Annotated in this window: 11 protein-coding genes; 2 read left to right on the forward strand and 9 right to left on the reverse strand. The window is 70.3% G+C overall.

From position 1 onward, the window contains the following. Nucleotides 1-121 precede the first annotated feature (121 nt). The 3 genes from J8403_RS27560 to J8403_RS27570 all read right to left on the reverse strand — a co-directional run bounded on the left by J8403_RS27560 (nucleotide 122) and on the right by J8403_RS27570 (nucleotide 3,635). Entirely contained in the window at nucleotides 122-2,431 is a 2,310-nt protein-coding gene (locus J8403_RS27560) for a heavy metal translocating P-type ATPase (RefSeq protein ID WP_211125519.1), read from the reverse strand. 87 nt (nucleotides 2,432-2,518) lie between these two features. Then, complete coding sequence (locus J8403_RS27565) at nucleotides 2,519-2,746, reverse strand: heavy-metal-associated domain-containing protein (RefSeq protein WP_211125520.1); 228 nt, start codon at nucleotides 2,744-2,746, stop codon at nucleotides 2,519-2,521. Nucleotides 2,747-2,975: 229 nt separating this feature from the next. Continuing rightward, nucleotides 2,976-3,635 (reverse strand): TetR/AcrR family transcriptional regulator, encoded by a 660-nt coding sequence (locus tag J8403_RS27570; RefSeq protein WP_211125521.1) that lies wholly within the window; start codon nucleotides 3,633-3,635, stop codon nucleotides 2,976-2,978. Nucleotides 3,636-3,803: 168 nt separating this feature from the next. On the opposite strand from J8403_RS27570, the gene J8403_RS27575 reads away from it, so the two are divergent. Continuing rightward, nucleotides 3,804-6,161 carry an MMPL family transporter gene (locus tag J8403_RS27575; RefSeq protein ID WP_211125522.1) on the forward strand — a complete coding sequence of 786 codons (2,358 nt, stop codon included), beginning with the start codon at nucleotides 3,804-3,806 and terminating at the stop codon, nucleotides 6,159-6,161. Nucleotides 6,162-6,192: 31 nt separating this feature from the next. Here the strand turns inward: J8403_RS27575 and J8403_RS27580 are convergent, their stop codons facing one another. The 6 genes from J8403_RS27580 to J8403_RS27605 all read right to left on the reverse strand — a co-directional run bounded on the left by J8403_RS27580 (nucleotide 6,193) and on the right by J8403_RS27605 (nucleotide 11,828). Continuing rightward, a complete protein-coding gene (locus J8403_RS27580) occupies nucleotides 6,193-6,402 on the reverse strand; it encodes a helix-turn-helix transcriptional regulator (protein ID WP_014060813.1) in 210 nt (69 codons plus the stop codon). A 273-nt stretch (nucleotides 6,403-6,675) separates the two neighbouring features. Continuing rightward, on the reverse strand, nucleotides 6,676-7,695 hold the full coding sequence (locus tag J8403_RS27585) for a Gfo/Idh/MocA family protein (protein WP_211125523.1): 1,020 nt from the start codon (nucleotides 7,693-7,695) through the stop codon (nucleotides 6,676-6,678). 83 nt (nucleotides 7,696-7,778) lie between these two features. Continuing rightward, nucleotides 7,779-8,699, reverse strand: a complete 921-nt coding sequence (locus J8403_RS27590; RefSeq protein ID WP_211125524.1) for a sugar phosphate isomerase/epimerase family protein — start codon at nucleotides 8,697-8,699, stop codon at nucleotides 7,779-7,781. 162 nt (nucleotides 8,700-8,861) lie between these two features. Then, on the reverse strand, nucleotides 8,862-9,734 hold the full coding sequence (locus J8403_RS27595) for an ATP-binding cassette domain-containing protein (RefSeq protein WP_211125525.1): 873 nt from the start codon (nucleotides 9,732-9,734) through the stop codon (nucleotides 8,862-8,864). A 5-nt stretch (nucleotides 9,735-9,739) separates the two neighbouring features. Beyond that, the gene (locus tag J8403_RS27600) at nucleotides 9,740-10,810 is read right to left on the reverse strand and encodes an ABC transporter permease (RefSeq protein ID WP_211125526.1); all 1,071 of its coding nucleotides are present in this window, start codon (nucleotides 10,808-10,810) and stop codon (nucleotides 9,740-9,742) included. A 7-nt stretch (nucleotides 10,811-10,817) separates the two neighbouring features. Beyond that, a complete protein-coding gene (locus J8403_RS27605; RefSeq protein WP_211125527.1) occupies nucleotides 10,818-11,828 on the reverse strand; it encodes a sugar ABC transporter substrate-binding protein in 1,011 nt (336 codons plus the stop codon). A gap of 283 nt (nucleotides 11,829-12,111) precedes the next feature. Between J8403_RS27605 and iolC the strand changes: the two genes are divergently transcribed. Next, nucleotides 12,112-13,059 (forward strand): 5-dehydro-2-deoxygluconokinase, encoded by a 948-nt coding sequence (gene iolC, locus J8403_RS27610; protein ID WP_211125528.1) that lies wholly within the window; start codon nucleotides 12,112-12,114, stop codon nucleotides 13,057-13,059. Nucleotides 13,060-13,092: the final 33 nt, after the last annotated feature.

A 13,092-nucleotide genomic window follows, 5' to 3' on the forward strand; every position in this document is an offset into this window, starting at 1 on the left:
ACGTTGGGTTGTCTGTGATCTGCGTCTCTTGCCATAGGGGCCATAAAAGGGCAAGAGCCTCGATTTGAAGATCGAGGCTCTGCCGTATGGGTGTTGTGCGGCTTATGGGGACTTGGTGAATCTATGTGGACGCTGTGAAGGTCCGCAGTCGCAGACTGTTCGTCACCACGAACACGGACGAGAACGCCATGGCCGCTCCCGCGATCATAGGGTTCAGCAGTCCGGCGGCCGCGAGCGGGAGCGCGGCGACGTTGTAGCCGAAGGCCCAGAAGAGGTTGCCCTTGATGGTGCCGAGCGTCCGGCGCGCCAGCCGGATCGCGTCCGCCGCCACCCGCAGGTCGCCCCGGACCAGTGTCAGATCCCCGGACTCGATGGCCGCGTCCGTGCCGGTGCCCATCGCGAGCCCGAGGTCGGCGGTGGCGAGGGCGGCCGCGTCGTTGACCCCGTCGCCGACCATGGCGACCGTACGGCCCTCGCCCTGCAGCCGCTTCACGACGTCCACCTTGTCCTGGGGCAGCACCTCGGCGATGACGTCGTCGATGCCGACCTCGCGGGCCACCGCCTCGGCGACGAGCTTGTTGTCTCCGGTCAGCAGTATCGGGGTGAGGCCGAGCGCGCGCAGCTGGGCGACCGCCTCGGCGCTGGTCTCCTTGATGGCGTCGGCCACCAGGAGGACGCCGCGCGCCTTGCCGTCCCAGGCCACCGCGACCGCCGTCTGGCCCTCCGACTCGGCCGCCGCCTTGGCGGCGGCCAGCTCCTCGGGCAGTTCGACGGCCCATGCGCCGAGCAGCTTCTCGCGGCCGACCAGGACCGCGTGACCGTCCACCGTGCCCTGGACGCCGAGGCCGGGCTCGGACCGGAACTCCGCGGGCGTCGGGAGGTCGCCGAGCCGCTCGGCCGCGCCGTCCGCGATGGCGCGCGCGATCGGGTGCTCCGAGGCGTGCTCCAGGGCGCCCGCGAGCCGCAGCAGCTCTTCCTCGTCCACGCCGGGCGCCGTGACGGCCCCGCGCAGCCGCATCTGCCCGGCCGTCACCGTGCCGGTTTTGTCCAGGACGACGGTGTCCACCCGGCGGGTCGACTCCAGCACCTCGGGCCCCTTGATCAGGATGCCCAGCTGGGCGCCGCGGCCGGTGCCGACCATGAGCGCGGTCGGGGTGGCCAGGCCCAGGGCGCAGGGGCAGGCGATGATCAGGACGGCCACGGCCGCGGTGAAGGCGGCGGCCGTCTCGCCGGTGGTGAGCAGCCAGCCCAGCAGGGTGCCGAGGGCGATCAGCAGCACGATCGGCACGAAGATCCCCGAGACCCGGTCGGCGAGCCGCTGCACCTCGGCCTTGCCGTTCTGCGCGTCCTCGACCAGCTTGGCCATGCGGGAGAGCTGGGTGTCCGCGCCCACGCGGGTGGCCTCGACCACGATCCGGCCCGCCGTGTTGACGGTCGCGCCCGCCACCGTGTCGCCGGCCACCACGTCCACCGGCACCGATTCGCCGGTCAGCATCGAGACGTCCACGGCGGAGGAGCCCTCGACCACCGTGCCGTCGGTGGCGATCTTCTCGCCGGGGCGCACCACGAAGCGGTCGCCGACCGCCAGCTCGCCGACGGGGACCCGCACCTCCTGGCCCCCGCGCAGCACGGCCACGTCCTTGGCGCCGAGCTCCAGCAGCGCCCGTAGCGCCGCGCCCGCCCGCCGCTTGGACTTCGCCTCCAGGAAGCGGCCCAGCAGGATGAGGGTGGTCACCCCGGCGGCCGCCTCCAGGTAGATCGAGGACGATCCGTCGGCCCGGGAGACGGTGAGGTCGAAGCCGTGGCGCATTCCCTGCATGCCCGCGTCGCCGAAGAACAGGGCCCACAGGGACCAGCCAAGGGCCGCCAGAGTGCCGATGGAGACCAGGGTGTCCATCGTGGCCGCGCCGTGCCGGACGCCCGTCCAGGCGGCCTTGTGGAAGGGCGCGCCGCCCCAGACGACGACCGGCGCGGCGAGGGTCAGCGAGAGCCACTGCCAGTTGTCGAACTGCAGCGACGGCACCATCGCCAGCACCACGACGGGCAGGGACAGGGCGAGCGAGACGAGCATGCGGTGGCGCAGCGGGTCCGGCCCGGCCTCGCCGCCCCGGTCGGCCTCCGGTGCGCCGGTGTCCGCGGGGGTGCGGGGCTCGGGCACGACGGGGCGCGGTTCCTCGGCGGTGTACCCGGTCTTGACGACGGTGGCGATCAGGTCGGCGACCTCGATCCCCGCGCCGTAGGACACCTTGGCCTTCTCGGTCGCGAAGTTCACCGTGGCGGTGACGCCGTCGAGGCGGTTGAGCTTCTTCTCGATGCGCGCGGCGCAGGACGCGCAGGTCATCCCGCCGATGGCGAGCTGGACCTGCGAGGGCCCGCCGGTCGTCGCCGTGGTGTCGGCGGCGGCTCCGGCGGGGGGTGCCGTGCTGGTCATGTCTGGTCTCCTGGGAGGAGGGCCGGGCCGTACGGCGACTGTATGAGCAGGGCGGTACGGTCCGGCGGAGGTTTGGTGGGGGCTCGCTCAGGCCGCCCGGCCGGTGAGCTCGTAGCCCGCCTCGTCCACGGCGGCGCGGACGGTGTCGTCGTCCAGCGGAGCGGCCGAGATCACGGTGACCTGCCCGGTGGACGCCACGGCCTTGACGGAGGTGACGCCGTCGAGGGCGCCGATCTCCTCGGCGACGGCGCCTTCGCAGTGGCCGCAGGTCATACCGGTCACCTGGTAGACGGTGGTGACAGCCTCGGAGCTCATGGGGTTTCTCCTGTGTGGGGTGAGCGTGTGTGCGGGGTGAGCGTGACGGTCGGTGCGCAGGAGGCACCGGAATGCCTCAGCGTCTCCTGACGATCCCCACTTTATACCCCTAGGGGGTATCGATGGAAGCCGGTGGTGCGCCGGTCCGTGACGGATGGGTCGCGCCCGCGCGCACTCCTCCCCGGTCCGGGGCGTACGAGGGGCCGGGGGGAGGGGGTGTGGTGCGGGGTCAGGGGCGGGCGGCGACTCCCTCGGTGCCGAGCACCGGGGCGAGATAGCCGTACAGGGCGGCCTTCAACTCCGCGACGTACGCCTCCCGTTCGGCGCCCTCATGGCCGAGGATCAGCGTCAGTCCGGCCTTGAACAGGGCGAACGTCATGGTGGTGGTGTGGGCGCGGCGCTCGGGGGAGAGGTCGGGGTTGCGGAGGCCGATCAGCTCGCTGATGCGGGCCTGGATCGAATCGTGCAGTTCGGCGTGTTCTTCGAGGAGTTGGCCCGGTGCGTCGGAGGACTGGATCAGAGCCAGGAAGACCGGATTCGCGCAGTTGAACTCGATCATCGGGTCGAGGACCGTGTCGAGCAGCTCGCCGAGGGGCAGCCCCGCGTTCTCGGGTGTGAGCACCGTCCCGTGGGTCTCCACCATCCGGCGGTTGAGGCGCTCGCCGAGCTCGACGGCGATGGCCTCCTTGTTCGGGAAGAACTGGTACAGCGTGCCGGGGGAGACCCCGGCCTCGCGGGCGATGGCGTTGGTGCTCGCCGAGGTGTAGCCGGCGCGGCAGAAGACATGGGCGGCGGCGTCGAGCAGCTGCTGGATCCGGCGCTCACCGCGCGCCTGTCTGCGGCGCGGCTTCGCCGTCTCGTCGCGCTGGTCCGCCTTGCTCTCGCTCACCTGTTTTCCCCGGCTCTCCGTGTTCGATTGACAAACACGAGCGCCCGCTCGCATTCTTGAGAAACGCGAGCGGTCGCTCGTGTTTACCACCCATGGTAATCAGCGACCCATGCTGCCTACGGACGTGTGGGTGGCGGCATGGGGCACAGGTGAAGGGGACACCGCACCATGACCGATGTCAACCGCCCACCCGGGGACCGAATCGGAGGGTGGACGCGCCTGGTCACCGCGCGGCCGCGGCTGTCCCTCCTGATCGCTCTGCTCTTCACGGCGCTGGCCGTCGTGGCCGGGAGCGGGGTCGCCGACCGGCTGGGAAGCGGCGGCTGGGAGGACCCGGCGGCCGAGTCCTCGTATGCCACCAAGGCATTGGAGAAGCGCTTCCCCGCCTCCCAGCCCAATCTGATCCTGCTCGTCGACAGCGGCGGCGGGACCGTGGACGATCCGGCCGTCGCCGCCGAGGCCCGGGCCCTGGCCAAAAAGCTCTCGGACGAGCGGGCGGTCACCGGTGTCACCTCGTACTGGGCCACCGGCGCGCCCTCGCTGCGGGCCCGCGACCGGGGCGAGGCGATCATCGCCGCGCGGATCGTGGGCGACGAGTCCGCCGCCGGCAAGACGCTGGAGCGCATAGCGCCCCATTACCGGGGCGCCCATGGCCCGGTCGAGGTGTCGATCGGCGGGATGGTCGCGGTCCGCCATGAGCTGCAGACCACCATCCAGGAGGATCTGCTGCGGGCCGAGATGATCGCCCTGCCCATCACCCTGGTGCTGCTCGTGATGGTCTTCGGCAGCGCCGTGGCCGCCCTGCTTCCGCTCGGCGTCGGCATCATCGCCATCCTCGGCACCGACGCGGTGCTGCGCGGGCTCACCGAGTTCACCGACGTCTCGGTCTTCGCGCAGAACCTGACCACCGCGCTCGGCCTCGGACTCGCCATCGACTACGCCCTGTTCATCGTGCGCCGCTTCCGGGAGGAGCTGGCCCAGGGCGCGGAGAAGCTGCCCGCCGTCGCGACCACGCTGCGCACCGCCGGGCGCACCGTGCTCTTCTCGGCGCTGACCGTCGCCGCCTCGCTCGCCGCGATGCTCGTCTTCCCGCAGTACTTCCTGCGCTCCTTCGCCTATGCGGGGATCGCGGTGGTGCTGATCGCCGCCACCGCCGCCCTGGTGGTCCTGCCCGCGGCGCTCATTCTTCTGGGCGACCGGGTCAACGCACTGGACCTCACCCGGCTGCTGCGCCGCGGCCGCCCGGCCAGCAAGGGTGAGTCCGGAGCGGGCTGGGCGCGGCTCGCCCGGCTGGTGATGCGGCGCGCCCCGCTGTTCGCGCTGGCCACCGTCGCCGGTCTGGTCGCCCTGGGGCTGCCGTTCCTGAGGGTGGAGTTCGGCACCGCGGACGACCGCCAGCTGCCGTCGAGCGCCGAGTCCCATGTGGTGCAGCAGCACATCCGGGAGGGGTTCCCCGGCGGTCCCGGGGGCGCGGTGGAGGTCCTCGCCGAGGGCGACACCGGCACCAAGGCCCTCGCCGACTACAGCGCCAAGGTCTCCGCCCTCCCCCAGGTGCTGCGGGTGGACGGCCCGGCGGGCCGGTTCGCGGACGGGCGGCGGGTGGCCGAGCCGGGGCCGGCGGAGGCCGCGCGGCTGGCCGGTGGCTCGGCCGACATCACCGTGCTGCCCAAGGGCGAGGCCGTGGATGCGGCCAGCCAGGACCTGGTGCGGACGATCCGCGCCCAGGAGTCGCCCTTCACCACCTCGGTCACCGGCACCGCCGCCGTCCTGGTGGACACCAAGGACTCCATAGGCGACCGGCTGCCCTGGGCCGCCGCCATCATCGTCGCCGTCACCCTGCTGCTGGTCTTCCTGCTCACCGGCAGCGTGCTGATACCGCTTCAGGCGGTGCTGCTCAACGCGCTGAGTCTGACCGCGATGTTCGGCGCGGTGGTGTGGGTCTTCCAGGAGGGGCATCTGTCCGGTCCGCTCTCCTTCACCACCTCCGGCGATATCGAGACCACCCTGCCCGTCCTGATGTTCTGCGTCGCCTTCGGGCTCTCCATGGACTACGGGGTCTTTCTGCTCTCCCGGATCAAGGAGGAGTACGACCGCAGCGGGGACCATCAGGCGGCGGTCGAGTTCGGACTGCGGCGCACCGGCGGTCTGATCACGGCGGCGGCGCTGATCCTCGCCGTGGTGATGGTGGGCATCGGCACCTCGCGGGTCACCAACACCAAGATGCTGGGGCTGGGCATCGCCCTGGCCGTGCTCATGGATGCGATGGTGGTGCGCGGTCTGCTGGTGCCGGCGGTGATGAAGCTGACCGGCCGGGCCACCTGGTGGGCCCCTGGCCCGCTGCGTCGGCTGCACACCCGGTTCGGGCTGAGCGAGGGGGAGTCCGCTCCCGCCGGAAGCCGCACGGACGCCGGGACCGGCACAGCTGCCGCCGCCAGTGGCAGCGAGGCGGACGGCCAGTGTGAGGAGGACGGGCTGTCCGGGGACGGGGAGACGGCGCGGGACCGGGTGAGCACGGGCCGCCGCTGACGGATCACGGGGGTACGGCACCGCGGCGCCGCTAATCCTTGGCGTCCCGCCGGGCGCGGCGGTTGCCGGGTCTGCGGGCCACCCAGGAGCGGATCGTATCCGCGTACCAGTACGGCTTGCCGCCCTCCACCAGATCGGGGGGCGGCAGCAGGCCGTGCTTGCGGTAGGACCGCACGGTGTCGGTCTGCACACCGATATGCGCCGCGATCTCCTTGTAGGACCACAGCCTCCGGTCGGTCATCTCGTATGCCCTTCCGCAGGTCGTCGCGGCCACGGCCAGTGGGGCCGTCGGGGGAGCCGCGGCGCGCCTGCTCACGCTCCATCAGCCTGTGCCCGGGTCAACGACGCTGAGTGACGGGCGGCCAGGGGCTGTTGAGCACCTGTGACGTAGACGTGTGGAGATGTGACGGCTGTGACGCACGAGTGACGCACCGGACGATCGGTCCTCTGCCATGGCGACAGCGGACCGGCCGTGGGGAGACGGCCGGTCCGCTGTGGGGCAGTTGGTGAGGCGTCAGCCGTAGAAGGCGGGGCGCTCGATCATCTCGACGATCGTGCGCTCGCCCGTGGCCTGGGCCCGGACCCCCGCCTCGCTGACGGCGGTCGCGGCATAGCCGTCCCAGGTGCTGGGCCCCTCGACCTCCCCGCGCCGGGTGGCGTTGACCCACGCCTGCACCTCCCGGTCGTACGCCTCCTCGAAGCGGGCCACGAAGTCGGGGGCGATCTCCCCGCCCCAGGCGCCGGGCCGGTTGACCAGCATGCCGTGGGCGTCGCCGACGCGGGCGGTGCCCCGTTCGCAGACCGCCTCCGCCTGCACCTGGTAGCCGAAGCCGCAGGTGGCGAAGATCTCCACATTGACGATCGCCCCACCGGTGGTCTCGAAGACCACCAGCTGGGGGTCGCTGAGCGGCTCCGGCGACAGCGAGCTGGGGGTCGGCTTGAGCACGGTGACCGCGGCGATCTCCTGCTCCAGCAGCCAGCGCGACTGGTCCATCTCATGCACCACCGAGTCAGTGATCATCATCTCGTTGGTGAAGTACGAGTGGACCGAGGCGTTGCGGTGGCGGCAGTGCAGCAGCAGCGGGCGGCCCAGCTCACCACCGGCCAGCAGCGCCTTGAGCTTCATGAACTCGGTGTCGTAGCGGCGCATGAAGCCCACCTGGACCCGGCGGTGGCCCAGCTTCTGCTCGGCCTCCAGCACCCGCAGCGCGGACGCGGAGTCCGGGGTGAGCGGCTTCTCGCACAGCACCGGCAGATCGCGCTCGAACGCGCTGAGCAGCGCGGCCTCGTGCGCGGGTCCCGGCGAGGCGATCAGCACCGCGTCCACGCCGGGGGCGGCCATCGCGGCGGCCGGGTCGGTGAACGCCTGACAGCCGTCGGCGGTGTCGGCGACGGCCTTGGCCCGCGCCTCGTCGATGTCGACCACGGCGGCCACCCGGGCGCCGCTGATCACCTCGTTGATGCGGCGGACATGGTCGGCGCCCATCTTGCCGGTCCCGATGACGGCGACCCCGAGCGTTCCCTGCTGCGTCATTGGCTGATCTCTCTTCTCTCTCTGCTCTCTGGACGGTTCGACGGCCCGTGGGGGCGAAGCGGCCCGTGGGGGCGAAAGGGAGGTCAGGCGCCGCAGGAGCGCAGGAAGCGCCGGGTGCGCTCGGCGATGGGGAAGGGCTGGTCGGGCGGGCAGGGATACATGTCCTGCTCGACGATGGCGAACAGGTCCACATCGAGGTTCTGGGCCGCGGTCAGGACCGGTCCCAGCTCCGGAACGCCGTTCGGCGGTTCGCACATGACGCCGCGCTGGACGGCGGGGCCGAACGGCACCTCGTTCTTGACCACATCGGCCAGGATCTCCGGGTCGACCTGCTTGAGGTGGAGATAGCCGATGCGCTCGCCGTAGGTCTCGATCAGCTTGACGCTGTCGCCGCCGCAGTAGGCGTAGTGCCCGGTGTCCAGGCAGAGGTTGACCAGGTCGGAGTCGGTGGCGTCCAGGAAGCGGGCCACGTTCTCCTCGGTGTCGATATGGGTGTCGGCATGCGGGTGGACGACGATGTCGAGCCCGAAGCGCTCCCGCACCTCACGGCCGAGCCGCTCCATCCCGGTGGACAGATGGCGCCACTGCCCGGCGGTGAGCGTCGGGGGCTCGATCAGCTCGGCGGTCTTGTCGTCCCGCCAGAAGGAGGGGATGACCACGAGGTGCTTGGCGTTCATCGCCCGGGTCAGCTCGGCCACCTGGGAGACGTGCTCCCAGGTGGCGTCCCAGACCTCGGGGCCCCGGTGCAGCGAGGTGAAGATGGTGCCCGCCGATACGGTGAGGCCGCGCCGGCCGGTCTCCTCGGTGAGCCGGGCCGGGTCGGTCGGCAGATAGCCGTACGGACCCAGCTCGATCCACTGGTAGCCGGCCTGTGTGACCTCGTCGAGGAAGCGCTGCCAGGGGACCTGCTGGTCGTCGTCGGGGAACCAGACCCCCCAGGAGTCGGGGGCCGAGCCGACCCGGATGCGGTCCAGGGCGGGTGCGGGGGAGGCGTCGGCAGTCATGGCAGAGGGTCTCCTCGGTGTGCTGGGGTGCCCGCGTCGTACTGTTTTGGGCAGCTTCACCGGCCGGGCGGGCGGCCGTCAAGAGTTCGTCAGGACATTCGGACGTCTTGTCAGGAGAAAGGCATCCGGAGGATGGCGTCCTGTCAAGGGGAAGGTGTGGGGTCAGGCGGAAGGGGCGGTCACCTCCTCGGGCAGCTCGTCCACGTCGACCCCGCGGACCTGGGCCAGCTCATGCTTGAGTGCGGCCAGTTCGGTGCCGCCGGCCATATGGTTGGTCAGCTCTTCGAGGCTGACGTCCTCGCGCGCCGCGTTCAGCTCCAGGGCGCCGAGCCGCAGCACCGCGAAGTGATCGCCGACCATATAGGCGTGGTGGGGGTTGTGGGTGATGAAGATGACGCCGAGCCCGCGCTCGCGCGCCGCCGCGATGTACTTGAGCACCACACCGGACTGCTTGACGCCGAGCGCCGCGGTCGGCTCGTCCAGGATCAGCACCCGGGCGCCGAAGTGGACCGCCCGGGCGATCGCCACGGACTGCCGCTGGCCGCCGGAGAGGGTGCCGATGGGCTGTTCCAGGTTGTCGAGGTGGATGCCCATGGCGGACAGCTCCTCGTCGGTGATCTTCTTCATCCGCTGGATGTCCAGCCGGCGCACCGGCCAGGGGCCGCGGGTCAGCTCGGAGCCGAGGAAGAAGTTCCGCCACACCGGCAGCAGGGGCACGGTGGCCAGGTCCTGGTAGACGGTGGCGATGCCCAGGTTCAGGGCGTCGCGCGGGTTGTTCAGCCGCACCGGCTCGCCGTCGACGAGGTATTCGCCCTCGTCGTGCTGGTGCAGCCCCGAGATGATTTTGATCAGGGTGGACTTTCCCGCTCCGTTGTCGCCGAGCACACACGTCACCCGGCCCGGCCGGACGGCCAGGTCGATGCCCTCCAGGGCGCGTACGTTCCCGTAGAGCTTGCCCACGCCCCGCAGCCGGACCACCGGCTCATCGGCCGGTGCGGCGTCGGCGGGGCCGTTCTTGGATTCCTTCGTTGCCATGACGGTCACCTCCTGGCGGCCTGACGGCGCACCCACAGATTGACGAGGGTCGCGAGCAGCAGCATCACGCCGACGAAGAACTTGAACCAGTCGGGGTTCCAGTTGGCGTAGACGATGCCCTGGTTGACCATGCCGAAGATGAAGGCGCCGAGGACCGCGCCGATCGCCGAGCCATAGCCGCCGGTGAGCAGGCAGCCGCCGATCACGGCCGCGATGATGTAGTAGAACTCGTTGCCGACGCCCTCGCCGGCCTGCACGGTGTTGTACTCGAAGAGCAGATGCATGCCGACGAACCAGGCCGCGAAGCCCACCGTCATAAAGAGGGCGATCTTGGTGAGGTTCACCGGTACGCCCACGGCCCGCGCGCTCTCCTTCGAACCACCGGCCGCGAAGATCCAGTTGCCGAACTTGGTGCGCAGCAGCACCCAGGTGGCGATGGCGGCGAAGATCAGCCACCACAGCACGGTGATCTTCACATTGACGCCGAAGACGCCGATCTCGGAGGCGAAGAGCGACTTGGCCTGGTCGAAACCGTCCATGTCGGTGATGGAGTCGGTGGCGACGTTGTCGGTCAGCAGCTTGGTGATGGCCAGGTTGGCGCCCTGCAGCATCAGGAAGCTGGCGAGGGTGACCAGGAAGCTGGGCAGCCCGGTCTTGATCAGCAGCAGTCCGTTGATCAGCCCCACGGCGAGCGAGACCAGCAGGGCGACGATCACGCCCACCCAGACATTGGCGGTGAGCTGGAAGCTGAGCATGCTCGCGGTCAGCGCCGAGGAGGTGACCGCGACCCCGGCCGAGAGGTCGAACTCGCCGCCGATCATCAGCAGGGAGACGGCGAGCGCCATGATCCCCATGGTGGAGGCCTGGTAGAGGACGGTGGCGAAGGAGTCGGCCTGGCGGAAGGTGGGGGCGGCGACGAAGAAGAAGAGATAGACGCCGATGGCCGCGACCAGCGCCCCGATCTCGGGCCGGGCCAGCGCCCGCCGGGCCAGCGAGCGCTCGGTCGTGCGGCTCTTCGGCGGGGCCGCGGGGGAGGCGGGCGGGGTGGCGGCCGCCGGGGTGGCGGTATGGGTCATGGCCGGGTCACCGCGTTCCGTTCTTGGCGAACCCGGCGATGGTGTCCACGTTCTCCTTGGTGACGAACGCGGGCCCGGTCAGCACGGGCTTCTCCCCGCCGCCGCTGAAGTTGCCGTTGTTCTTGAAGAGCCACAGGGAGTCGATGGACAGATAGCCCTGGAGATAGGGCTGCTGGTCGACGGCGAACTGGACGTCGCCGCTCTGGACGGCGGAGACGAGGTCCTTGTTGAGGTCGAAGGTGGCGACCTTGGCCTTGCCGCCCGCGTCCTTGGCGGACTGGACGGCGGTCAGGGCGAACGGGGCGCCCAGGGTGACGACGTAGTCGATGCTCGAATCCTGCTTGAGCTTGGCGGCGATGGTCGACTTGACGGACGGCATATCGGTGCCGTTGACGTAGAGGGTGTCCGTCTTGCCCTTGAAGGTCTTCTTCACACCCGCACAGCGGGCTTCGAGGGCGACATGGCCCTGTTCCTGGATCACACAGATGTTGTGCTTGGCGCCGATCTCGTTGAGATGTTTGCCGAATGCCTGGCCCGCGATGTTCTCGTCCTGGCCGAAGTACTCCAGCAGACCCATGCTCTTCCACTGCTCGAGTCCGGCGTTGAAGGCGACGACCGGGATCCCGGCCTTCTTCGCCTTGGCTATCGCGCCCTTCATGGCGTCGGGCTTGGCGAGGGTGACGGCGATGCCGTCGACCTTCTGGTTGATCGCGTTCTGGATCAGGTTGGCCTGGTCGGCTCCGCTGGGGTTGCTGGAGTAGACGAGGTCGACATTGTCCTTGGCCGCCGCGGACTTGGCGCCCTTGCGCACGGTGTCCCAGAAGGTGTCGCCGGGCGCCGCGTGAGTGATCATCGCGATCTTCAGTCGCGGGGTGTCGGCCTTGCCGGCCGCGATGCCGGAGTCGGCTTCCTGAGCCTTCTTGCCGCCCTGGCTGCTGCAGCCCGCGGCCAGGAGGACGGCTGCGGTGGCGAGTGCGGCGAGGCCCGCTCTGCGGTGTCGATTGAGTCTGAGGTCCATCCGTTCCAGCACCTCTCAAGGCAGGTCCGTCGAGTTGGCACGGCCGTGCAGAACGGGAGCCAACTCCCCGCGGCTGCCCTCTGTCAAGGCTTTGTCATGACAACATTTCATCTGGACGTAACGACGCGATAACATCCCCCATGGCTCCGCATGATGACGTCAGTATGTAAGGACAAAGTCTTGACAGTGGCCGGGGGACACGTCTAGACCTGAAGGGCCGGGGCACACCTCCCGGAGTTCTGTGCACCAGACCCTGAGCTGCGTCTTTCCCGAAGGGGCAGGCATGAGTGAGCCGTACGACCTGATCACGATGGGCCGCATCGGAGTGGACCTGTATCCGCTGCAGACCGGTGTGCCACTGCCGCAGGTCGAATCGTTCGGTAAGTTTCTGGGCGGCTCGGCGACCAATGTCGCGGTCTCCGCGGCCCGCTTCGGCCGCCGCTCCGCGGTGATCAGCCGCACCGGGGCGGATCCGTTCGGCGACTACATCCATCAGGAGCTGCGGGCCTTCGGAGTGGACGACCGCTTCGTCACCCCCGTCGAGCAGTACCCCACCCCGGTCACCTTCTGCGAGATCTTCCCGCCCGACGACTTCCCGCTGTACTTCTACCGCCGCCCCAAGGCACCCGATCTGGAGATCCACTCCGCCGAGCTGGACCTGGACGCCATCCGCGCCACCCGGATCTTCTGGATGACCGGCACCGGGCTCAGCGAGGAGCCCAGCCGCACCAGCACCCTCGCCGCGCTCGCCGCCCGCGCCAAGAGCGGCACCACCGTCTTCGACCTCGACTGGCGGCCGATGTTCTGGGCCGACCCGGACACCGCCCGGCCCTTCTACGCCGAGGCGCTGCGCCATGCGACCGTCGCCGTCGGCAATGTGGATGAATGCGAGATCGCCACCGGTGCGCGCGAGCCCAAGGCGTGCGCGCAGGCGCTGCTGGACGCGGGCGTGGAGCTCGCCGTCGTCAAACAGGGCCCGCGCGGGGTGCTCGCCGTGCACCGCGACGGCACCACCGCGGAGGTCCCGCCCGTCCCGGTCGAGGTGGTCAACGGACTCGGCGCGGGCGACGCGTTCGGCGGCGCCCTGTGCCACGGGCTGCTCTCCGGCTGGCCCCTGGAGCGCGTCATGCGGTACGCCAACGCGTCGGGCGCCATCGTCGCGTCCCGCCTCGCCTGCTCCTCCGCGATGCCCACGGAAGCGGAGGTCGAGGCCCTGCTGGGTGGGGGCTGACCCAGGGCACCAGGCCCTTCCCTCGTCCGGTCA

The organism is Streptomyces yatensis, assembly GCF_018069625.1.
GTDB lineage: Bacteria > Actinomycetota > Actinomycetes > Streptomycetales > Streptomycetaceae > Streptomyces > Streptomyces yatensis.